This window comes from Enterobacter cloacae complex sp. XAL002, from assembly GCF_049236805.1.
Taxonomy (GTDB): domain Bacteria; phylum Pseudomonadota; class Gammaproteobacteria; order Enterobacterales; family Enterobacteriaceae; genus Enterobacter; species Enterobacter intestinihominis.
The window spans coordinates 23875-46093 of sequence record NZ_JBMKJN010000034.1; the positions used below are offsets into that span (position 1 = coordinate 23875).

Consider the following 22219-nt stretch of genomic DNA (forward strand, 5'->3'; position numbering starts at 1 on the left):
CTGGAGCGTTAGTCTTAAAGTCATGGAAAAAAAATGGCCCCCGGCGCAAGCGACGGAGGCCACGTCATCCTGGTGAACGATTACTGGATTACAAGGGTGTTAATGATGTTTTCAGCGGTTGCCTGCGCTTTTTGCTGATTATCTGCAGGCAGAGTGATCTGCATGGTCAGCAGTTTATTATCTACCTTGCCGAGAACCACGGAGGAGTAAGCGGTCTGGCCTTTGGCGGAGATGATGCTGTCCAGCTGTTGCAGCGTGTGGCCTTTCAGCTCGATAGACTTATTGGTCACCACCTGAAGCTGCGGGTCGCGGCTGCGCTGCTGATCTTCCAGACGTTTGGACAGCACACCCAGATCTTCGCTGGTATCGTCACCGACAATCACAATGACTGCTTTTTGCCCGGTGGCATCGGAGTAGACGTGCATGTTGTTCGCCTGGGTGCCCAGCTTACCGCTCTGATCGGTCATGTCCGCGGGCAGAGAGAAACTGAGTTTGCCATCCATCAGGCTCACCGGCTGACCGGTGGCGTTGCTTTCTGCTGACGCGCCCTGAGCAGGCGTTTTGGTGTCGCTGTTATCACAGGCTGCAAGGCCAACAACCAGCAGGCCAATCCCGACATATTTAACCAGATTGCGCATTGACTTCTTCCTTTCGATAAACGGCCATAGCGGCTCATTCGTTCATCTTATCACAACTGATAAAGCGAACCCTTAACCTGCCTGCAATGCGGAGATTTCAGATTTATCTGCCAGTCTTTTCAGCAGCATATTCAACAGCACGCCGTACATCGGCAGGAAGAAGACCAGGCTGATAAGCACCTTAAAGGCGTAGTCCACCAGAGCGATTTCCATCCAGTGTTCTGCCATGAAGGCGTCCGGGCTGCGCCAGAAGGCAATGAAGAAGAAGGCCAGCGTATCGCTCACGTTACCGAACAGCGTGGAAGCCGTTGGTGCCATCCACCAGCGATGGTTCTGACGCAGGCGGTTAAACACGTGGACATCGAGGATCTGCCCCAGGGCATAGGCCATAAAGCTGGCGGCGGCAATACGCGCGACGAACAGGTTGAAGTGCGTCAGCGCTTCGAAGCCCTGCCAGCTTCCCATGTAAAACAGCGAGGAGATGGCGTAGGAGACAAACAGTGCCGGGATCATCACCGCAAAAATAATCCGCCGCGCCAGCGGTGCGCCAAAAATACGCACGGTTAAATCCGTCGCAAGGAAAATAAACGGGAAACTGAACGCGCCCCAGGTGGTATGGAAACCAAAAATGGAGATGGGGAGCTGTACCAGATAGTTACTGGAGATGATCACCAGCAGATGAAATAGCGAAAGCCAGAACAACGCCTTGACGCGTTGCGATTGTGTAAAGGAGTTCATATTGTACCTTTTTGATTAATATTTGGGGTGAGGGAACCCAATAAAGCCGCCGCATGATACTGCTTTGACGACACTTTGCAATGGCTAATTTTCACGCAATCGTTAACCTGGTTTGCATTGGCGATAGCGGGGCGTAAACTACAGCCGTTTTTACCTGAACGAGAAGAACATGACTGACCTGTTTTCCAGCCCAGACCACACGCTTGATGCTCAGGGCCTCCGTTGCCCGGAGCCGGTAATGATGGTGCGTAAGACCGTCCGTAACATGCAGAGCGGCGAAACGCTGCTGATCGTCGCCGATGACCCGGCCACTACCCGCGATATTCCCGGTTTTTGTACCTTTATGGAACATGAACTGGTAGCGCAGCAAACCGAGACCTTGCCGTACCGGTATGTGATTCGTAAGGGGTAAGTGCGGCCTGATGCCCGGCGGCGCTTCGCTTGCACGGGCCTACGGGTGTAGTAGGTCGGGTAAGGCGCAGCCGCCACCCGACAAGCACCCATCACAATTTCGAACCATCGTTTCAAAATTTCGCGCTTTTTGTGAGGCGCTTCACCCTCCTTTTTCCAGCCGTAGTCTAATTTTTAAACGTCAAAAACTAAAACATCGTTTTAACGCTTATTTCACTACCCTGGAGTTGACTCAATGAAAACGACCCTCAAGCCGTTACTGGCTGCTCTGTGCCTGTCTGCTTTTGCCTGCACCGTTTCTGCCCAGACCATCAAAGCCGCCGATGTGCATCCTGAAGGCTACCCGAACGTGGTGGCGGTTCAGCAGATGGGTGAAAAACTCAAACAACAAACCGATGGCAAGCTGGAGATTAAGGTCTTCCCCGGCGGCGTGCTGGGGGATGAAAAGCAGATGATTGAGCAGGCGCAGATGGGGGCGATAGACATGATCCGCGTCTCTATGGCGCCGGTTGCCGCCATCCTGCCGGATATCGAAGTGTTTACGCTGCCCTACGTATTCCGCGATGAAGACCACATGCACAAGGTGATCGACGGGGATATCGGCAAGCAGATTGGCGACAAGCTGACCGCCAACCCGAAATCGCGCCTGGTCTTCCTCGGCTGGATGGATTCCGGCACCCGCAACCTGATCACCAAAGAGCCAATCGTTAAACCGGAAGACCTGAAAGGGAAGAAGATCCGCGTTCAGGGTAGCCCGGTGGCGCTGGCCACGCTGAAAGCGATGGGGGCGAACTCGGTGGCGATGGGCGTCAGCGAGGTTTACAGCGGCATGCAGACCGGGGTGATCGATGGCGCGGAGAACAACCCGCCAACCTTTATCGCCCACAACTACATGCCGATCGCCAAAAACTACACGCTGAGCGGCCACTTTATCACTCCGGAAATGCTGCTCTACTCCAAAGTGAAATGGGACAAACTGAGCGCTGACGAACAGCAAAAGATCCTGACGCTGGCCCGCGAAGCGCAGTTCGAGCAGCGCAAGCTGTGGAATGCGTATAACGACCAGGCGCTGGCAAAAATGAAGGCCGGCGGCGTGCAGTTCCACGACATCGACAAAACGGTGTTCATCAAAGCCACTGAGCCGGTGCGCGCGCAGTATGGCGACAAGCATCAGGATCTGATGAAAGCCATCGCTGACGTTCAGTAATCCGGAGTACGTATGTCCGAACTCTACCTGAAGTGGATGGATCGTCTGTACCTGCTCGCCATGGCGGTGGCGGGTCTCTCGCTGCTGGTGATGACGATTGTCATCCCCATCGGCATCTTCTCACGCTACGTGCTCAATCGCGGCGAATCCTGGCCGGAGCCGATCGCCATTATCTGCATGGTGACGTTTACCTTCATCGGCGCGGCGGTGAGCTACCGCGCCGGGTCGCATATTGCGGTCAACATGCTTACCGACCGCCTGCCCGCGTCGCTGCAAAGGCTGTGCGCGCGGGTAGTGGATCTGCTGATGCTGCTTATTTCTGGCCTGATGTGCTGGTACAGCTACTGGCTGTGCGTTGAGCTGTGGGAGCAGCCGGTGGCGGAGTTTCCGCTCTTGACCTCCGGCGAAAGCTATCTGCCTCTGCCTGTCGGGTCGGCCATTTTGATCCTGTTTGTGCTTGAACGCCTGCTGTTTGGCTCGCAGGAAAACCGTCCGGTCGTGCTGATCGGCAATCACAGTTAAGGGGTGAACAATGGATGCTTTTGTTTTGTTATTCACCCTCGCCATTTTGCTGGCGCTGGGGATGCCGGTGGCCTTCGCCGTCGGCTTAAGCGCCGTGGCGGGCGCGCTGTGGATTGACCTGCCGCTGGAGGCGCTGATGATCCAGATCACCAGCGGGGTCAATAAATTTACCCTGCTGGCAATCCCGTTCTTCATTCTTGCCGGGGCGATCATGGCGGAAGGGGGCATTGCCCGACGGCTGGTGAATTTCGCCTACGTGTTCGTCGGCTTTATCCGCGGTGGGCTGTCGCTGGTGAACATTGTCGCCTCGACGTTCTTCGGCGCGATTTCCGGCTCGTCGGTGGCGGATACGGCGTCTATCGGCAGCGTGATGATCCCGGAGATGGAGAAGAAGGGTTATCCGCGCGAATACGCGGCGGCGGTGACGGCCAGCGGGTCGGTGCAGGCGATTCTGATCCCGCCCAGCCACAACTCGGTGATTTACTCCCTGGCGGCGGGGGGAACGGTCTCCATCGCCACGCTGTTTATCGCGGGCGTGCTGCCGGGCCTGCTGCTGGGCGTGAGCCTGATGGTGCTCTGCCTGTGCTTCGCCCGCAAGCGCGGCTACCCGAAGGGGGACAAAATCCCGTTCAGGCAGGCGCTGAAAATTATGCTCGATGCCCTGTGGGGGCTGATGACGGTGGTGATTATCCTCGGCGGGATCTTGTCCGGGATTTTTACCGCCACCGAATCTGCCGCCGTGGCCTGCCTGTGGGCGTTCTTCGTCACCATGTTTATCTACCGCGACTACAAGTGGAGCGAACTGCCGAAGCTGATGTGCCGCACGGTGAAAACCGTCACCATCGTGATGATTTTAATCGGCTTTGCCGCGGCGTTTGGGGCGGTGATGACCTACATGCAACTGCCGATGCGCATCACCGAATTCTTCACATCGCTCTCCGATAACAAGTACGTGATCCTCATGTACCTCAACATCATGCTGCTGCTGATTGGCACGCTGATGGACATGGCGCCGATCATCCTGATCCTGACGCCGGTGCTGCTGCCGGTGACCAATGCACTGGGTATCGACCCGGTGCATTTTGGGATGATCATGATGGTTAACCTGGGAATTGGGCTGATCACGCCGCCGGTCGGGTCGGTGCTGTTTGTGGCGAGTGCGGTGAGTAAGCAGAAGATCGAACACGTGGTGCGGGCGATGCTGCCGTTTTACGGTATGTTGCTGGTCGTGCTGGGGATGGTGACGTACATTCCGGCGATTTCATTGTGGTTGCCGGGGCTGTTAGGAATGCAGTGACGCGTGCGGCCTGATGCCCTCACCCCGGCCCTCTCCCGCGGGGAGAGGGGGTAAACACGAGAAACGGCAACCCGGTTGCCGTTTCACTTTTACCTTTGACGCAACAACCGCAACGCGTTCGCCGTAACCAGCACCGTCGCCCCCGTATCCGCCAGTACCGCCAGCCACAGTCCGGTCATGCCGAGCAGCGTGGTGATCAGGAAAATCCCCTTCAGACCCAGCGCAATGCCGATGTTCTGCCGAATATTGGCGCGCGTCGCCCGCGCAAGTTCTATCATCTGCGCCAGCCCGGTCAGGCGGTTGTGCGTCAGCGCCGCGTCGGCGGTCTCCAGCGCCACGTCGGTGCCGCTGCCCATCGCAATGCCGATGGTGGAAGCTTTCATTGCCGGGGCATCGTTTATTCCGTCCCCGACCATCGCCAGCGGGGCGTTGCTGTTCAGCTCGGTTACCGCGCTGACTTTATCCGCAGGCAACAATCCGGCCTTAAACTCCAGCCCCAGCTCGCCTGCAATCGCCGCCGCCGCGCGCGGATTATCGCCGGTCAGGATCACGCCCTGTACTCCCAGCCTGTGTAGCGCGTCGACGGCGTCTTTCGCATCGTCACGCAGGGTGTCGCGCAGCGCCAGCATGCCCATCGACACACCGTCCTGCATCACGGTAACGACCGTCTGCCCGGCCTGCTCCAGCGCCTCAACCTGTGGAGTAGAGCGCGCGTCCGCCGCGGCGATCAGCACTTTTTTGCCTTCGACCACAGCTTCAATCCCTGACCCGACCAGCGCTCGCTGGGCCGTTGCCGGAGGGATGTTCAGCCCGCGGCCCTTCGCTTCACGCACAATCGCCTGCGCCAGAGGGTGGGTGGAGCCCTGCTCCACGGCAGCGGCCAGCGTCAGCAGGGCGTCTTCACTGATGTCCTGCGGATACACGCCGGTCACCTGCGGCTTGCCGACGGTCAGCGTGCCGGTTTTATCGAAGGCGATGTGCTGGACCTGACTCAGTTGCTCCAGCGCCGCGCCGCCCTTAATCAGCGCCCCGCGACGTGCCGCCGCCGCCAGCCCGGAGGTAATCGCCGCCGGGGTGGAGATCACCAGCGCACACGGACAGCCGATCAGCAGCAGCGTCAGCCCTTTGTAAATCCAGCCCTCCCACGGTGCGCCGAAGAACAGCGGCGGGACGACGGTGACCAGCAGCGCCACCAGCATGATGGCGGGGGTGTAAATCCGGCTGAAGCGATCGATAAAGCGTTCTACCGGCGCGCGGCGCTCCTCGGCCTCTTCAATCAGCCTGAGGATGCGGTCGATGGCGCTGTCGCCCGGTTCGGAAAGGACCGTCAACTGCACCAGTCGGTCGACGCTGGTGGCACCCGCAGGCACCTTTTCACCCGCCGCGCGCGCAACCGGGATGGATTCCCCGGTCAGGGCACTTTCGTCAAAACTTGCGGTGGCGGTAACGAGGGCCCCATCGGCTGGCAGACGTCCGCCTGCGGGCACTTCAATCACGTCACCCGGGCGCAGGGTGTTGATGGCGACCGTTTCACGCTGACCATCAATAACCCGCGTGGCGGTTTCCGGCTTTAGCGCCATCAGCGCGCTCACCCCTTTACGCGCCCGGCTCGCCGCCCAGCCCTCAAGGCGTTCGCCAATTAAGAACAGCAGCAGCACCATCGCCGCTTCCGCCGTCGCGCCAATAAACAGCGCCCCGATAGCCGCCACGCTCATCAGCGTTTCGATGGCAAACCAGCTGCCGCTTCTCATCAGACGCAGCGCCTGACGGGCAATCGGGAACAGGCCAACCAGCGTGGTGGCGATAAACGCCAGGTTGCCGAACGGGTGGTTGATCTGCTCCAGCCCCCAGCTCAGGGCCATCATCATGATGAGGGTGATAAGGGGCAGGTTTTCTTTTAGCGGGGACGTTTTTTCTGCGGGCGCCGTTTCGCTGCGCAGGGTATAACCCGCTTTGCTGACGGCGGCTTCAACCTGTCTGCTGACGTCGTTTTCGGCGCTGACCAGCAGCTTTTCGGTAGCGAACAGCACCTGAACGTGGCTCACGCCCGGCACCTGCTTCACCGCGTTTTCCACTTTGCGGGCGCAGGCCGCGCAGTCCATGCCGTTGACGACCCAGCTGTAGTGATTGCCGCTTTCAGGCAGCGTTTGAGTTTGCGTTTCGCATGCGCCCTCGCAGCAGCAGTCCTCTTTTGGCGGAACCGGGCTGAGCTTAAGTGCCGAGAATTGGGGAACTTTTTTAGGTATTTCTGGAGTCGACATGGCAGTCTCCGGTAATGATAATTTTCTCATTAACCGCAGCATACACTCTGGAGTCGACTCCAGAGTCAAGCGTTATTTAGATATACAGCGAACGCACAATCAGGAAGTGTCCGGCAAAGTAACAGGCGGCAGAAATCGCATTATCCGCACGGAAGCGGCGGCGATAGTGGCTGCCCAGCCAGACGATGTTACCCAACAGCAACAGTGCGGCACCGAAGAACGCGGACATCGCAGGCGCTGTCGGACGGAAGAACCACAGCTCGCCCGCCAGCCACACCATCACCAGCGTCATGGCGATAAACGTACACACCGGCAGACGCATCTCTTCCAGACGCGACCAGATCACCGCGATCAGCAGGGCGCCAATCACCAGCAGCACCAGCGGCAGCGGCCAGAAGATGGAGAGCGTCATCTGGCTGGCAAAGTAGATGGTATAGAGCAGATGCGACAGGAAGAATGCCCCCACGGCGTACAGCAGACGCTGGCGCGGCAGCAGGGTTAAGGCATCGCCAATCAGGGACGCACACAGCCCCGCGAGGACAAGATAGCTGATGGCGTTAAACATCGGTGCCTGCCAGGCAAGCAACAGCAGGAGCAATAGCGTGACGGGTTTAAACAACCAGCGCTGCCAGGCTGGGCCACGGTAAGACGCATCGACGTAAAGCCATGCGGAAAAACAGACAGCGATAAATGACCAAAGCATATTAACTCCCTGTAACTGTTGAGGCTGAATGATCAGTTTCTGATCCAGTGTAGTGACGCGAGCGGGCGTTTGGCAATGCCGGGGCAGGCGAGGTATCCTGAATTCCGCATAATCTGATGGGATTTTTCAATGAGCAAGATGCCGCTGTTTTTTATTGTCGTGCTGGCGATTATCGTCATTGCCGCCTCGTTTCGCTTCGTGCAGCAGCGCCGTGAGAAGGCCGACAACGATGCCGCGCCGCTGATGCAAAAGCGCGTGGTGGTGACGAACAAGCGCGAGAAACCGCTTAATGACCGCCGATCCCGCCAGCAGCAGGTGACGCCTGCGGGCACAACGATGCGCTATGAAGCGAGCTTTAAGCCGGAAACCGGCGGGCTGGAGATGACCTTCAGACTGGAGGCGCAGCAGTACCACCAGTTGACGGTGGGGGAGAAAGGCACGCTGAGCTACAAAGGGTCGCGGTTTGAAGGGTTTGAACCGGAGCAGTAATTTTCCCCTCACCCCGGCCCACTCCCCGAAGGGGAGAGGGTGTAAGCGTCCCCTCTCCCTGTGGGAGAGGGTTAGGGTGAGGGCATCAGGCCGCACCTTACTTCTTCACCTGCGCCTTAAACTTCTTCATCCACACCAGCAGCTCAAATACGCCGAAAATAAACACCCGTAGCTGCTGCCAGCCGGTCATCGGTGGGCTATCTTTCGGCAGTCCGTTTTTCAGCATCACCATCTGCAAGGCATGCATGAACGCGGTGAAAATCAGCGCCACGTTAATGAAGATATTCAGCGGACGCGGGAACGGGTGCACCAGATTCAAAATCAAAAATGCCCAGACGCCCAGCATCAGCAAGCGCCCTACGTTAATCAGTACTGGCATCGGATCCTCCTTGTGCCTGACGGTGATACAGACGATAAGCCACCTGGCCGGCGACCTTCTCGCGGTGCAGATCCCAGTGAACGGGAACGGGCGGCAGACCATTTTCCACTTCGCTTTCAACGTAAATCAGCGCGTCGTCTGCCAGCCAGCCATTTTTTTCCAGCAACGATAATGTCTCTTCCAGCAGCCCTTTACGGAACGGCGGGTCAACAAACACTACGTTGAACGGCGTCCCCTGTTGCGCGAGGAAGCTCAGCGTGTTGGTATTCACCACTTTGGCGTTGGTTGCTTTCAGCGTAGCCAAATTTTGCTGCAACGTCTGCGCGACGCCGCGCTCCATCTCCAGTAGCGTGGCGCTCGCAGCATAGCGCGACAGCGCTTCCAGCCCTAATGCACCGCTTCCGGCGAAGCAGTCCAGGCAATGGGCGTCTACCATTGACGGGGCGAGCCAGTTAAACAGCGTCTCGCGAACGCGGTCCGTAGTAGGGCGTAAACCGGGGCTGTCCGGCACCGGTAATTTCCGGCCTCGCCACTGACCGCCGATAATGCGAATTTGTCCGGCCGGGGCGCGGGTGGGTTTCTTCATCTCAGGAAAGCTCTGTTAACAATGCCCTGCGATTGCGGGCGGTGATGTCAATTAAGTAAAGTGTTAGACTATTTCATCATTTTTTTAGCTTCCCTGTATATAGCGCCGCGAGGAGTGTAGTCGCAGATGGCAAAACAAAAAAAACGTGGCTTCTTTTCCTGGTTGGGTTTCGGTGAAAAAGAGCAAGAAACAGAACAGAAAACCGAAGAACAGCAGGTTGTAGAAGAGCAGTCACAGCCTGAAACGCCTGTCGAAACCGCTGCGGTTGTCGAAGCGGAAGAGCCAGCCCACAGCAAAAAAGAGATTGAATCCTTTGCCGAAGAGGTGGTTGAGGTTACCGAACAGGTTCAGGAGAGCGAAAAACCAGAGCCGGTTATCGTTGAAACCCTTACCGAAGCGCCGCAGGCCGCTATCGAACACGAAGCGCTGCCGCTGCCGGAAGAGGTGAAAGCTGAAGAGGTTTCTGCCGAAGAGTGGCAGGCCGAAGCGGAAACCGTTGAAATTGTTGAGGCAGTGGAAGAAGAAGCGGCCCTTGAGCCAGAGCTGACCGACGAAGAGCTGGAGGCCCAGGCGCTGGCGGCGGAAGCGGCTGAAGAAGCGGTCATCGTCGTGCCGGTGGAAGAGCAGGCCGAAGAAGAGATCGTTCAGGAGCAGGAAAAACCGACCAAAGAAGGTTTCTTCGCGCGCCTGAAGCGCAGCCTGCTCAAAACCAAAGAAAACTTAGGTTCCGGATTTATCAGTCTGTTCCGCGGCAAGAAGATCGACGACGATCTGTTTGAGGAGCTGGAAGAGCAACTGCTGATTGCGGACGTGGGCGTGGAAACCACCCGGAAAATCATCGCCAACCTGACCGAAGGGGCGAACCGCAAACAGCTGCGTGACGCCGAGGCGCTGTACGGCCTGCTGAAAGACGAGATGGGTGAAATTCTCGCAAAAGTTGACGAACCGCTTAATATTGAAGGCAAAACGCCCTTTGTTATTCTGATGGTTGGCGTCAACGGCGTGGGTAAAACCACCACCATCGGCAAGCTGGCGCGCCAGTTTGAGCAGCAGGGCAAATCGGTGATGCTGGCGGCGGGCGATACCTTCCGTGCGGCAGCGGTGGAACAGCTCCAGGTGTGGGGCCAGCGCAACAATATTCCGGTCATTGCCCAGCACACCGGCGCGGATTCCGCGTCCGTGATTTTCGATGCCATCCAGGCGGCGAAGTCGCGTAACGTGGACGTGCTGATTGCAGATACCGCAGGGCGTTTGCAGAACAAATCGCACCTGATGGAAGAGCTGAAGAAAATCGTTCGCGTCATGAAGAAGCTGGACGAAGATGCACCGCATGAAATTATGCTGACTATCGACGCCAGCACCGGACAGAACGCCATCAGCCAGGCGAAGCTGTTCAATGAAGCGGTAGGACTGACCGGGATCACGCTGACCAAGCTGGACGGCACCGCGAAAGGCGGGGTGATCTTCTCCGTGGCCGACCAGTTCGGCATTCCTATCCGTTATATCGGTGTGGGCGAGCGTATTGAGGATTTACGTCCGTTTAAAGCGGACGACTTTATTGAGGCACTATTTGCCCGAGAGGACTAACAATGATTCGCTTTGAACACGTCAGCAAGGCCTATCTCGGCGGGAGACAAGCGCTGCAGGGAGTAACATTCCACCTCCAGCCAGGCGAGATGGCATTCCTGACCGGCCATTCCGGCGCGGGGAAAAGTACCCTGCTCAAGCTGATCTGTGGGATCGAGCGGCCAAGTGCCGGGAAAATCTGGTTCAGCGGCCATGAAATTAGCCGTCTTAAGAACCGTGAAGTGCCGTTCCTGCGTCGTCAGATTGGCATGATTTTCCAGGATCACCACCTGCTGATGGATCGCACGGTTTTCGATAACGTCGCGATCCCGCTGATTATTGCCGGCGCCAGTTACGATGATATCCGCCGTCGCGTTTCGGCGGCGCTGGATAAGGTCGGGCTGCTGGACAAAGCGAAGAACTTCCCGATCCAGCTCTCCGGCGGTGAGCAGCAGCGCGTGGGCATCGCCCGTGCGGTGGTGAACAAGCCTGCCGTCTTGCTGGCGGATGAACCGACCGGTAACCTGGACGATGCCCTCTCTGAAGGGATCCTGCGTCTGTTTGAGGAATTTAACCGCGTGGGGGTCACGGTACTGATGGCGACGCACGACATGGGGCTTATCTCACGCCGTTCGTACCGCATGCTGACCCTGAGCGACGGGCATTTGCACGGAGGCCACGGTGAATAAGCGTGATGCAATGAACCAGATTCGGCAGTTCAGCAACCGGTTTGACCGTTTCCGCAAGCCTCAGGGCGGCGGGGACGGCAATCGCCATGCGCCTAAGCGTGCCAAAGCGACACCGAAACCGAACTCCCGTAAAACCAACGTCTTCAACGAACAGGTGCGCTACGCCTTCCAGGGCGCGTTGCAGGATCTAAAAAGCAAACCGCTGGCGACGTTCCTGACGGTAATGGTGATTGCCATCTCCCTGACGCTGCCGAGCGTCTGCTACATGGTTTACAAAAACGTGAACCAGGCGGCGTCCCAGTACTATCCGTCGCCGCAGATTACCGTTTATCTGGATAAAGCCCTCGACGATAACGCGGCGGCTCAGGTAGTGGGGCAGATTCAGGCCGAGCAGGGCGTGGAGAAGGTGAACTATCTTTCCCGCGATGAAGCGCTGGGCGAGTTCCGCAACTGGTCCGGGTTCGGCGGCGCGCTGGATATGCTGGAAGAGAACCCGCTGCCCGCCGTGGCGGTGGTGATCCCGAAGCTCGATTTCCAGGGCACCGATTCGCTCAACACCCTGCGCGACCGCATTACCCGCATCAATGGGATTGATGAAGTGCGCATGGACGACAGCTGGTTTGCCCGCCTTGCCGCCCTGACCGGGCTGGTGGGGCGCGTATCGGCGATGATCGGCGTGCTGATGGTGGCGGCGGTGTTCCTCGTCATCGGTAACAGCGTGCGCCTGAGCATCTTCGCCCGTCGCGATACCATCAACGTGCAGAAACTGATTGGCGCAACGGATGGTTTCATCCTCCGCCCGTTCCTCTATGGCGGCGCGTTATTAGGTTTTTCTGGTGCATTTCTTTCATTGATTTTGTCAGAAATTTTGGTGATGCGGCTGTCGTCTGCCGTCACCGAGGTGGCGCAGGTTTTTGGAACGAAGTTTGATATCAGTGGCTTAGGGTTCGATGAGTGCCTGCTGTTGCTGCTGGTCTGCTCCATGATCGGCTGGGTGGCGGCATGGCTGGCAACGGTTCAACATTTACGCCACTTTACTCCCGACTAATAAAAGCGTGATATAATCTTTCCCTGCACCGAGATGTTCGCTTGCAGGGAAAGCGTCCCTGTTGTCTCTTCCCCTGTAATCATCTTCATGTCACATTTTGTGCGTAATTTATTCACTGTTGCACCTGGAACTTGTGGATAAAATCACTGTCTGATAAAAGAGTGAATGCTAATCTCGTTGCTCAAACGCTTTGGCATGGTTGTTGCCTGACGGGGACAACCTGGACCAGAAGAAACATTGAGAGGAATGAATGACCAAAGAAATGCAAACTTTAGCTTTAGCCCCTGTTGGTAACCTGGAATCTTACATCCGGGCTGCGAACACCTGGCCGATGTTAACGGCTGAGGAAGAAAAGGAGCTTGCTGAAAAGCTGCATTACCAGGGCGATCTGGAAGCAGCTAAAACGCTGATCCTGTCTCACCTGCGCTTTGTTGTTCACGTTGCTCGTAATTATGCGGGCTACGGCCTGCCGCAGGCGGACCTGATTCAGGAAGGTAACATTGGCCTGATGAAGGCGGTACGTCGCTTCAACCCGGAAGTGGGTGTGCGACTCGTCTCCTTCGCCGTGCACTGGATCAAAGCGGAAATTCACGAATACGTCCTGCGTAACTGGCGTATTGTGAAAGTCGCCACGACGAAAGCGCAGCGCAAACTGTTCTTCAACCTGCGTAAAACCAAGCAGCGTCTGGGCTGGTTCAATCAGGATGAAGTGGAAATGGTGGCGCGCGAACTGGGCGTTTCCAGCAAAGACGTCCGCGAGATGGAATCCCGTATGGCCGCGCAGGACATGACGTTTGATATGTCTGCCGACGACGATGCCTCCGACAGCCAGCCGATGGCCCCGGTCCTGTATCTGCAGGATAAAACCTCTAACTTTGCTGACGGCATTGAAGAGGATAACTGGGAAGACCAGGCGGCAAACAAGCTGACCTTCGCGATGGAAGGCCTCGACGAGCGTAGCCAGGATATCATCCGTGCCCGCTGGCTGGACGAAGATAACAAGTCCACGTTGCAGGAACTGGCCGACCGCTACGGCGTCTCCGCTGAACGTGTGCGTCAGCTTGAGAAGAACGCCATGAAAAAACTTCGCGCCGCTATCGAAGCGTAATTTCCTCGAAGTACACCGAGAACCCCTGGATGAGAGTCTGGGGGTTTTGTATTTTTAGCGCCCGCTCTGGCGAATTTCTTCCCCCTGGCAAACACTTACTGATGCGCTAAGCAGGCGACTTTCAGAGGGTGACAGGGTGAAAAATAACGAACTGAACGACCGGCGTTTACAGGCGACGCCGCGCGGTATCGGCGTCATGTGTAACTTCTATGCCGATAAAGCCGAAAACGCCACGGTGTGGGATGTAGAAGGTAACGAGTATATTGATTTTGCCGCCGGGATCGCCGTGCTGAATACCGGGCATCGCCATCCTAAAGTTATCGCCGCCATCGAAAAACAGCTTCATGCCTTTACCCATACCGCTTACCAGATCGTCCCCTATGAAGGTTATGTGGCGCTTGCCGAGCGCATCAACCAGCGCGTACCCATAGAGGGGCCAGCCAAAACCGCCTTTTTCTCAACCGGTGCAGAAGCGGTCGAAAACGCGGTGAAAATTGCCCGCGCGTACACCAGACGTCCCGGCCTTATCACCTTCGGCGGCGCGTTCCACGGCCGTACCTTTATGACCATGGCGCTGACCGGCAAAGTGGCGCCCTATAAGCTCGGCTTCGGCCCGTTCCCCGGCTCGGTGTACCACGCGCAATTCCCCAACAGCCTGCACGGCGTCAGTACCGCCGAAGCGTTAAAAAGCCTGGAGCGCATCTTCAAAGCCGATATCGCGCCCGATCAGGTGGCGGCAGTCATTATTGAACCGGTCCAGGGCGAGGGCGGATTCAACGTCGCGCGCGCTGATTTTATGCAGGCGCTGCGTGCCCTGTGCGATACCCACGGGATTTTACTGATTGCCGACGAAGTGCAAACCGGCTTCGCCCGTACCGGCAAGCTATTCTCCATGGAAAACCACTGCGTGAAGCCCGATCTGATCACCATGGCGAAAAGCCTGGCGGGCGGAATGCCGCTCTCTGCCGTCTCTGGCCGGGCAGAGGTGATGGACGCGCCCGCTCCGGGCGGACTGGGCGGCACCTACGCGGGTAACCCGCTGGCGATTGCGGCGGCCCATGCGGTGCTGGACGTGATTGACGAGGAAGATCTCTGCACGCGCGCGTCTCATCTCGGCCATCATCTTGTCGAGGTGCTGAATAAAGCGAAGGATGGCTGTCCCTGGATCGCCGATATCCGTGGGCAGGGCTCGATGGTGGCGGTGGAATTTACCGATCCGCAAACCGGACAGCCGTCGCCGGAATTTACCCGTCAGGTTCAGGAGCGCGCGTTGAACGAAGGGCTGCTGCTTTTGAGTTGCGGCGTCTACGGCAACGTTATCCGCTTCCTCTACCCGCTCACCATCCCCGAAGCGCAGTTCCGTAAAGCGCTGGATATTATTTCCGCCTCGCTGACACGATAAAGCCAAAAGCCCGGCTGAAATGACAGTCGGGCTTATCATATTTTCATTTCAAATTAGCTATTCCAAAATCATAAAAATGGGGTATGTTTTAGCAGAGTATGCTGAAAAAGCGCGAACAGCACGCCTATAATTGAAATAAAGCGCTACACAACAACATCACAACAATCGTTATAACCATAATAATGGGGAATCTCAGGATGAACATGAAGGGTAAAGCGTTACTGGCAGGATGTATCGCGTTGGCATTCAGCACAATGGCGCAGGCCGATATTAAAGTGGCCGTGGTGGGCGCGATGTCCGGTCCGGTAGCACAGTACGGCGACCAGGAATTTACGGGCGCGGAACAGGCGGTTGCAGACATTAATGCTAAGGGCGGCATCAAGGGCGAAAAGCTGCAAATCGTAAAATATGACGATGCCTGTGACCCGAAACAGGCGGTCGCGGTGGCGAACAAAGTGGTAAATGACGGGATCAAATACGTTATCGGTCACCTGTGCTCCTCTTCCACCCAGCCCGCGTCTGACATCTACGAAGACGAAGGCATTCTGATGATCACGCCGGCTGCGACGGCACCAGAGCTGACCGCGCGCGGCTATAAGCTGATCCTGCGTACCACCGGTCTGGACTCGGATCAGGGGCCAACCGCCGCGAAATACATCGTGGAAAAAGTGAAGCCGCAGCGCATCGCGATTGTTCATGACAAACAGCAGTACGGCGAAGGCCTGGCCCGTGCGGTGCAGGATAACCTGAAAAAAGCGAATGCCAACGTGGTGTTCTTTGACGGTATCACCGCCGGTGAGAAAGACTTCTCGACTCTGGTAGCGCGTCTGAAGAAAGAGAATATCGATTTCGTTTATTACGGCGGCTACCACCCGGAAATGGGGCAGATCCTGCGTCAGGCGCGTGCGGCGGGTCTGAAGACACAGTTCATGGGGCCAGAAGGCGTGGCGAACGTTTCCCTGTCTAACATCGCGGGTGAGTCTGCTGAAGGGCTGCTGGTGACCAAACCGAAAAACTACGACCAGGTGCCTGCGAACAAACCTGTTGTAGATGCCATCAAGGCGAAGAAACAGGATCCAAGCGGTGCGTTCGTCTGGACCACTTACGCAGCGTTGCAGTCTCTGCAAGCGGGCCTGAACCAGTCAGCCGATCCGGCGGAGATTGCCACCTGGCTGAAAGCGAACTCGGTAGAAACCGTGATGGGGCCGCTGTCCTGGGATGAGAAGGGCGACCTGAAGGGCTTCGAGTTCGGCGTGTTTGACTGGCATGCCAACGGCACGGCGACAGACGCCAAATAAAAGCAAAAAGGCAACGTAAGTTGCCTTTTTTAATGTTTTCTCCCTCTCCCCGTGGGAGAGGGCCGGGGTGAGGGCATCAGGCCGCTCAGCCCTCTTTTGCCCGGTGGCGCTTCGCTTACCGGGCCTACAATGAGCACCTCGCAGCCGCCACCCGGCTTTCTTTTAGCGCTTCTCCCACCCGTTCGCCTGCGCCGTAAACCCTAACGCCTGCATAAACGCCGCCATTACGCCGCGATCCTCCACGCCCACGTCGGCCATCCACCAGGAGGTCACGCTCGGGTTTTCGCGGATCACCTCTTCAATCAAATACTGCCCGACCCCGCGACGACGGGTCACGTCGCGCACGCGCAGGGAGTCCAGCGCCCCTTCCGTGCCGCTCAGCGTTACGCGGACGGCGGCCAGCAGGCGCTCGTTAAAGCGCGCGGCATAGATGCGGTGGTTCTCATCGACGGCCAGCGATGAAGAAGAATATTCCGGCCAGATCTTGCCCAGGTCGATATGATCCTGGTCGCTAAAGGTCACCAGACGCACGATAGTCAGTTTCATTAGCTGCTTGTCCAAATCAAAAAGAGTACGGCCAGTGTACTCAATTTAATTGCTCAGGCACTTTCTCTTTTTCTTCCCATTTACCAGGTGATTAGTTTTTTGGCAACGCGATGGGCAGTTTGAAAACACATGGATCGAAAAATAAGCAGAATTTTAACCTGAATGGTAGTGATTTATTCGGCGCTTTGTACCGTTATTTTATGCTGCAAACTGCGCTTTTATTTGTTTATCTCCGTCTGATTTCAGAATATTATCTTTGCTTAATCGCCTGAAAAATAGAGATATTAGTCTGGTTTTTGTTAAAAACCTGCGCTAAACCATTAAAGGCACTGGTAAAAATAGCGTTGTTCATTAAAAGTACAGAATGCTTTTTAACCATAATAAAACAAAATATAAACATCACTTCACGAATGGGGATTCTGAGATGAAAAGGAACGCGAAGACGTTAATCGCGGGGATGGTCGCACTGTCGATCTCGCATGCCGCTATGGCAGACGACATTAAAGTTGCGGTAGTGGGTGCGATGTCCGGCCCCGTTGCCCAGTGGGGCGATATGGAGTTCAACGGCGCGCGTCAGGCCATCAAAGATATCAATGCTAAAGGCGGCATCAAAGGCGACAAGCTGGTGGGCGTGGAGTATGACGACGCCTGCGATCCAAAACAGGCCGTCGCGGTCGCTAACAAAATCGTTAACGACGGTATCCAGTACGTCATCGGGCACCTGTGTTCCTCCTCCACGCAGCCTGCGTCTGATATCTACGAAGACGAAGGCATCCTGATGATCACCCCGGGCGCCACCAACCCGGAACTGACCCAGCGCGGTTACCAGCACATTATGCGTACCGCCGGTCTGGACTCCTCGCAGGGGCCAACCGCCGCCAAATACATCCTCGAAACCGTTAAGCCACAGCGCATTGCCATCATTCATGACAAACAGCAGTACGGTGAAGGCCTGGCGCGCTCCGTACAGGACGGCCTGAAAAAAGGCGGGGCGAATATCGTCTTCTTCGACGGCATTACCGCCGGTGAGAAAGACTTCTCCGCGCTGATCGCCCGCCTGCAAAAAGAGAATATCGACTTCGTTTACTACGGCGGCTACTACCCGGAAATGGGGCAGATGTTGCGCCAGGCGCGCGCCACCGGTCTGAAAACCCAGTTTATGGGGCCTGAGGGCGTCGGTAATGCCTCCCTGTCGAACATCGCGGGCGATTCTGCCGAAGGCATGCTGGTGACGATGCCAAAACGCTATGACCAGGATCCGGCGAATAAAGCTATCGTGGATGCGCTCAAGGCACAGAAGAAAGATCCGAGTGGCCCATACGTCTGGATCACCTACGCGGCCGTGCAGTCGCTGGCCACGGCCATGGATCGCACCGGCAGCAAAGAGCCGCTGGATCTGGTGAAAGATTTAAAAGCACACGGGGCGAACACCGTGATTGGGCCGCTGAACTGGGATGAGAAAGGCGATCTGAAGGGATTTGAATTTGGTGTCTTTAAGTGGCACGCCGACGGTTCGTCCTCGGTCGCCAAATAATAATCCCACCGCCCGGTTTACCGGGCGGATATAAAAAGGTTTGCATATGTCCGAGCAGTTTCTCTACTTTTTGCAGCAGATGTTTAACGGCGTCACGCTGGGAAGCACCTACGCGCTGATCGCCATCGGCTACACGATGGTTTACGGCATTATCGGCATGATCAACTTCGCTCACGGCGAGGTGTACATGATCGGTAGCTACGTCTCCTTTATGATCATCGCCGCGTTGATGATGATGGGCATCGACAGCAGCTGGTTGCTGGTGGCCGCCGGGTTTGTCGGCGCGATTGTGATTGCCAGCGCCTACGGCTGGAGCATCGAACGGGTGGCCTACCGGCCGGTGCGCAGCTCCAAGCGCCTTATTGCGCTGATCTCCGCCATCGGTATGTCCATCTTCCTGCAAAACTACGTCAGCCTGACAGAAGGTTCGCGTGACGTGGCGCTGCCAAGCCTGTTTAACGGCCAGTGGATTGTGGGGGCCAGCGAAAACTTCTCTGCCTCTGTCACCACCATGCAGCTGGTTATCTGGATTGTGACCTTCCTGGCGATGCTGGCCCTGACCGTTTTCATCCGCTACTCCCGCATGGGACGCGCCTGCCGCGCCTGCGCGGAAGACCTGAAGATGGCGAGCTTGCTCGGGATCAACACCGACCGCGTGATTGCCCTGACCTTCGTGATCGGTGCAGCGATGGCGGCGGTGGCGGGCGTGTTGCTCGGCCAGTTCTACGGCGTAATCAACCCGTACATCGGCTTTATGGCCGGGATGAAAGCCTTCACCGCCGCGGTACTGGGCGGTATCGGCAGCATTCCGGGCGCGATGATTGGCGGCCTGATTTTGGGCGTGGCCGAAGCGCTCTCCTCGGCGTACCTGAGCACCGAATATAAAGATGTGGTGTCGTTTGCCCTGCTGATTCTGGTTCTGCTGGTGATGCCTACCGGTATTCTGGGCCGTCCGGAGGTAGAGAAAGTATGAAACCGATGCATTTTGCGATGGCGCTGCTTTCTGCCGCCATGTTCTTCGTCCTGGCGGGCGTCTTTATGGGCGTCCAGTTAGGGCTGGACGGCACGAAGCTGGTGGTGGATACCGCCCCCGATATCCGCTGGCAGTGGGTGTTTATCGGCACCGCCGTGGTATTCCTGTTCCAGCTGCTGCGCCCGGTCTTCCAGAAGACGCTGAAGAACGTCTCCGGGCCGAAATTCGTGCTGCCCGCTATCGACGGTACAACCGTGAAGCAGAAGCTGTTCCTTGTGGCGCTGCTGGTGGCTGCCGTGGCGTGGCCGTTTATGGTATCGCGCGGGACGGTGGATATTGCCACCCTGACCATGATCTACGTGATTCTGGGACTGGGTCTGAACGTGGTGGTGGGGCTGTCTGGCCTGCTGGTGCTGGGCTACGGCGGGTTCTACGCCATCGGTGCGTACACCTTCGCGCTGCTGAACCATTATTACGGCCTCGGCTTCTGGACCTGTTTGCCGCTGGCGGGGCTGGTCTCTGCCGCCGCGGGCTTCCTGCTCGGCTTCCCGGTGCTGCGCCTGCGCGGTGACTACCTGGCGATTGTGACCTTAGGCTTCGGCGAAATCGTCCGTATCCTGCTGCTCAACAATACCGAAGTGACCGGCGGTCCGAACGGCATCAGCCAGATCCCGAAACCGACCTTCTTCGGCCTGGAGTTCAGCCGTACCGCCCGCGAAGGCGGCTGGGATACCTTCAGCAACTTCTTTGGCATCAAATACGACCCGTCCGACCGCGTGATCTGGCTCTACCTGGTGGCGCTGCTGCTGGTGGTGATTACCCTGTTTGTGATCAACCGTCTGCTGCGCATGCCGCTGGGCCGCGCATGGGAAGCGCTGCGTGAGGATGAGATCGCCTGCCGTTCCCTGGGCCTGAATCCGACCCGTATCAAGCTGACCGCGTTTACCATCAGCGCCGCGTTTGCCGGTTTCGCCGGAACGCTGTTTGCCGCGCGTCAGGGCTTCGTCAGCCCGGAATCGTTCACCTTTGCCGAATCGGCCTTCGTGCTGGCGATTGTGGTGCTCGGCGGGATGGGTTCCCAGTTCGCCGTGATCCTCGCGGCCATCCTGCTGGTGGTCTCGCGCGAGCTGATGCGCGACTTTAACGAATACAGCATGCTGATGCTGGGTGGCTTGATGGTGCTGATGATGATCTGGCGTCCGCAGGGCTTGCTGCCGATGACGCGTCCACAGCTGAAGCTTAAGAGCGCGGAAGCGAAAGGAGAGCAGGCATGAGTCAGCCATTATTATCCGTTAACGGTCTGATGATGCGTTTTGGTGGCCTGCTGGCGGTCAACAACGTGAATCTGGATCTGCATAAGAAAGAGATTGTCTCCCTGATTGGCCCGAACGGCGCAGGGAAAACCACAGTATTCAACTGCCTGACCGGTTTTTACAAGCCGACAGGTGGCACCATCATGCTGCGCGACCAGCACCTCGAAGGGCTACCGGGCCAGCAGATTGCCCGCATGGGCGTGGTGCGTACCTTCCAGCACGTGCGTCTGTTCCGTGAGATGACGGTGATTGAGAACCTGCTGGTGGCGCAACATCAGCAGCTCAAAACCGGCCTCTTTTCCGGCCTGCTGAAAACCCCGGCCTTCCGCCGCGCGCAGGAGGAGGCGCTCGATCGCGCCGCCACCTGGCTCGACCGTATCGGCCTGCTCCAGCACGCCAACCGTCAGGCGAGCAACCTCGCCTACGGTGACCAGCGTCGCCTTGAGATCGTGCGCTGCATGGTGACCCAGCCGGAGATCCTGATGCTCGACGAACCGGCGGCGGGCCTTAACCCGAAAGAGACCAAAGAGCTGGACGAGCTGATTGCCGAGCTTCGCGATCATCACGACACCACCATCCTGCTGATTGAGCACGACATGAAGCTGGTGATGGGCATTTCGGACCGTATCTACGTGGTAAACCAGGGCACGCCGCTGGCAAACGGCACGCCGGAAGAGATCCGCAGCAACCCGGACGTGATCCGCGCATACCTTGGTGAGGCATAAGATGGAAAAAGCGATGTTAACGTTCGACAAGGTCAATGCGCACTACGGTAAGATTCAGGCGCTGCACGACGTCAGCCTGCATATCAATCAGGGCGAAATCGTCACCCTGATTGGCGCCAACGGCGCGGGGAAAACCACGCTGCTCGGCACCCTGTGCGGCGATCCGCGCGCCACCAGCGGGCGGATTGTGTTTGACGGCAAAGATATTACCGACTGGCAGACGGCTAAAATTATGCGTGAAGCGGTAGCGATCGTCCCGGAAGGGCGTCGCGTGTTCTCGCGCATGACGGTCGAAGAGAACCTGGCGATGGGCGGTTTCTTCGCCCACCGGGATGAATACCAGACCCGCATCAAATGGGTATACGAACTCTTCCCGCGCCTGTGGGAGCGGCGAATTCAGCGCGCGGGCACCATGTCCGGCGGGGAGCAACAGATGCTGGCGATTGGCCGCGCGCTGATGAGCCAGCCGCGTCTGCTGCTGCTGGATGAACCGTCGCTCGGGCTGGCGCCTATCATCATTCAGCAGATTTTCGACACCATCGAGCAGCTGCGCAAAGAGGGGATGACCATCTTCCTCGTCGAGCAGAACGCCAACCAGGCGCTGAAGCTCGCTGACCGTGGCTACGTGCTGGAGAACGGCCGCGTGGTGCTCTCCGATACCGGCGATGCGCTGCTGGCGAACGAAGCGGTGCGGAGCGCGTATTTGGGCGGCTAAGCCGTCTGTATCGCCCGGTGGCGCTGCTGTATGACCGGATACATAGGTAACAGATCAGACCGGGAACATAG

Annotated in this window: 23 protein-coding genes; 16 read left to right on the top strand and 7 right to left on the bottom strand. The window is 57.5% G+C overall.

Annotated elements, in window-relative coordinates; genetic code table 11:
* Window positions 1–80: 80 nt before the first annotated feature.
* The gene (locus tag ACOT0L_RS22095; RefSeq protein WP_022649677.1) at window positions 81–638 is read right to left on the bottom strand and encodes a DcrB family lipoprotein; all 558 of its coding nucleotides are present in this window, start codon (window positions 636–638) and stop codon (window positions 81–83) included.
* A 72-nt stretch (window positions 639–710) separates the two neighbouring features.
* Window positions 711–1376 (bottom strand): 7-cyano-7-deazaguanine/7-aminomethyl-7-deazaguanine transporter, encoded by a 666-nt coding sequence (locus ACOT0L_RS22100; protein ID WP_022649676.1) that lies wholly within the window; start codon window positions 1374–1376, stop codon window positions 711–713.
* 169 nt (window positions 1377–1545) lie between these two features.
* Here ACOT0L_RS22100 and tusA point away from each other — a divergent pair, with 169 nt between their 5' ends.
* The 4 genes from tusA (at window position 1546) to ACOT0L_RS22120 (ending at window position 4813) form a co-directional block, all read left to right on the top strand.
* The gene (tusA, locus tag ACOT0L_RS22105) at window positions 1546–1788 is read left to right on the top strand and encodes a sulfurtransferase TusA (RefSeq protein WP_023307136.1); all 243 of its coding nucleotides are present in this window, start codon (window positions 1546–1548) and stop codon (window positions 1786–1788) included.
* A gap of 234 nt (window positions 1789–2022) precedes the next feature.
* Entirely contained in the window at window positions 2023–2994 is a 972-nt protein-coding gene (locus ACOT0L_RS22110) for a TRAP transporter substrate-binding protein (RefSeq protein WP_058677291.1), read from the top strand.
* A 12-nt stretch (window positions 2995–3006) separates the two neighbouring features.
* Window positions 3007–3516 (top strand): TRAP transporter small permease, encoded by a 510-nt coding sequence (locus tag ACOT0L_RS22115; protein ID WP_023298808.1) that lies wholly within the window; start codon window positions 3007–3009, stop codon window positions 3514–3516.
* A 10-nt stretch (window positions 3517–3526) separates the two neighbouring features.
* The gene (locus ACOT0L_RS22120; RefSeq protein WP_022649674.1) at window positions 3527–4813 is read left to right on the top strand and encodes a TRAP transporter large permease; all 1287 of its coding nucleotides are present in this window, start codon (window positions 3527–3529) and stop codon (window positions 4811–4813) included.
* 89 nt (window positions 4814–4902) lie between these two features.
* Here ACOT0L_RS22120 and zntA read toward each other — a convergent pair whose 3' ends face one another.
* Together zntA and ACOT0L_RS22130 are read right to left on the bottom strand one after the other, a co-directional pair.
* The gene (gene zntA / locus ACOT0L_RS22125; protein WP_126504261.1) at window positions 4903–7074 is read right to left on the bottom strand and encodes a Zn(II)/Cd(II)/Pb(II) translocating P-type ATPase ZntA; all 2172 of its coding nucleotides are present in this window, start codon (window positions 7072–7074) and stop codon (window positions 4903–4905) included.
* A 76-nt stretch (window positions 7075–7150) separates the two neighbouring features.
* A complete protein-coding gene (locus ACOT0L_RS22130) occupies window positions 7151–7777 on the bottom strand; it encodes a lysoplasmalogenase (RefSeq protein WP_022649672.1) in 627 nt (208 codons plus the stop codon).
* A 129-nt stretch (window positions 7778–7906) separates the two neighbouring features.
* On the opposite strand from ACOT0L_RS22130, the gene ACOT0L_RS22135 reads away from it, so the two are divergent.
* Complete coding sequence (locus tag ACOT0L_RS22135) at window positions 7907–8266, top strand: DUF2500 domain-containing protein (protein WP_022649671.1); 360 nt, start codon at window positions 7907–7909, stop codon at window positions 8264–8266.
* A gap of 97 nt (window positions 8267–8363) precedes the next feature.
* Here ACOT0L_RS22135 and ACOT0L_RS22140 read toward each other — a convergent pair whose 3' ends face one another.
* Both ACOT0L_RS22140 and rsmD read right to left on the bottom strand, forming a co-directional pair.
* Window positions 8364–8645, bottom strand: a complete 282-nt coding sequence (locus tag ACOT0L_RS22140; RefSeq protein ID WP_022649670.1) for a DUF1145 family protein — start codon at window positions 8643–8645, stop codon at window positions 8364–8366.
* On the bottom strand, window positions 8629–9231 hold the full coding sequence (gene rsmD / locus ACOT0L_RS22145) for a 16S rRNA (guanine(966)-N(2))-methyltransferase (protein WP_022649669.1): 603 nt from the start codon (window positions 9229–9231) through the stop codon (window positions 8629–8631). Before rsmD ends, ACOT0L_RS22140 begins: the two co-directional genes overlap by 17 nt.
* Window positions 9232–9357: 126 nt before the next feature.
* Here rsmD and ftsY point away from each other — a divergent pair, with 126 nt between their 5' ends.
* The 6 genes from ftsY (at window position 9358) to livJ (ending at window position 16342) form a co-directional block, all read left to right on the top strand.
* Complete coding sequence (ftsY, locus tag ACOT0L_RS22150) at window positions 9358–10818, top strand: signal recognition particle-docking protein FtsY (RefSeq protein ID WP_126504259.1); 1461 nt, start codon at window positions 9358–9360, stop codon at window positions 10816–10818.
* Window positions 10819–10820: 2 nt separating this feature from the next.
* Window positions 10821–11486, top strand: coding sequence for a cell division ATP-binding protein FtsE (gene ftsE / locus ACOT0L_RS22155; RefSeq protein WP_006812284.1), 666 nt, complete (start codon window positions 10821–10823; stop codon window positions 11484–11486).
* Complete coding sequence (gene ftsX, locus ACOT0L_RS22160) at window positions 11479–12534, top strand: permease-like cell division protein FtsX (RefSeq protein WP_022649667.1); 1056 nt, start codon at window positions 11479–11481, stop codon at window positions 12532–12534. The genes ftsE and ftsX overlap by 8 nt, the downstream gene beginning before the upstream one ends.
* Window positions 12535–12784: 250 nt before the next feature.
* Window positions 12785–13642 carry an RNA polymerase sigma factor RpoH gene (gene rpoH / locus ACOT0L_RS22165; protein ID WP_000159624.1) on the top strand — a complete coding sequence of 286 codons (858 nt, stop codon included), beginning with the start codon at window positions 12785–12787 and terminating at the stop codon, window positions 13640–13642.
* A gap of 136 nt (window positions 13643–13778) precedes the next feature.
* Window positions 13779–15044 carry a 4-aminobutyrate--2-oxoglutarate transaminase gene (locus ACOT0L_RS22170; protein WP_126504257.1) on the top strand — a complete coding sequence of 422 codons (1266 nt, stop codon included), beginning with the start codon at window positions 13779–13781 and terminating at the stop codon, window positions 15042–15044.
* 197 nt (window positions 15045–15241) lie between these two features.
* The gene (gene livJ / locus ACOT0L_RS22175; protein ID WP_015571474.1) at window positions 15242–16342 is read left to right on the top strand and encodes a branched chain amino acid ABC transporter substrate-binding protein LivJ; all 1101 of its coding nucleotides are present in this window, start codon (window positions 15242–15244) and stop codon (window positions 16340–16342) included.
* Between the two features lie 162 nt (window positions 16343–16504).
* On the opposite strand, the gene panM is transcribed toward livJ, so the two are convergent.
* Window positions 16505–16888, bottom strand: coding sequence for an aspartate 1-decarboxylase autocleavage activator PanM (panM, locus tag ACOT0L_RS22180; RefSeq protein WP_022649664.1), 384 nt, complete (start codon window positions 16886–16888; stop codon window positions 16505–16507).
* A 424-nt stretch (window positions 16889–17312) separates the two neighbouring features.
* Between panM and livK the strand changes: the two genes are divergently transcribed.
* Genes livK through livF form a run of 5 tightly spaced genes read left to right on the top strand, consistent with a single transcriptional unit; the run spans window position 17313 to window position 22148 of the window.
* Entirely contained in the window at window positions 17313–18422 is a 1110-nt protein-coding gene (gene livK / locus ACOT0L_RS22185; protein ID WP_022649663.1) for a high-affinity branched-chain amino acid ABC transporter substrate-binding protein LivK, read from the top strand.
* A gap of 46 nt (window positions 18423–18468) precedes the next feature.
* Complete coding sequence (gene livH / locus ACOT0L_RS22190) at window positions 18469–19395, top strand: high-affinity branched-chain amino acid ABC transporter permease LivH (RefSeq protein WP_022649662.1); 927 nt, start codon at window positions 18469–18471, stop codon at window positions 19393–19395.
* Entirely contained in the window at window positions 19392–20669 is a 1278-nt protein-coding gene (locus ACOT0L_RS22195) for a high-affinity branched-chain amino acid ABC transporter permease LivM (RefSeq protein WP_063135858.1), read from the top strand. Before livH ends, ACOT0L_RS22195 begins: the two co-directional genes overlap by 4 nt.
* Window positions 20666–21433, top strand: a complete 768-nt coding sequence (gene livG, locus ACOT0L_RS22200) for a high-affinity branched-chain amino acid ABC transporter ATP-binding protein LivG (RefSeq protein ID WP_022649661.1) — start codon at window positions 20666–20668, stop codon at window positions 21431–21433. Before ACOT0L_RS22195 ends, livG begins: the two co-directional genes overlap by 4 nt.
* A gap of 1 nt (window position 21434) precedes the next feature.
* Window positions 21435–22148, top strand: a complete 714-nt coding sequence (gene livF / locus ACOT0L_RS22205; protein WP_023298801.1) for a high-affinity branched-chain amino acid ABC transporter ATP-binding protein LivF — start codon at window positions 21435–21437, stop codon at window positions 22146–22148.
* Window positions 22149–22219 lie beyond the last annotated feature (71 nt).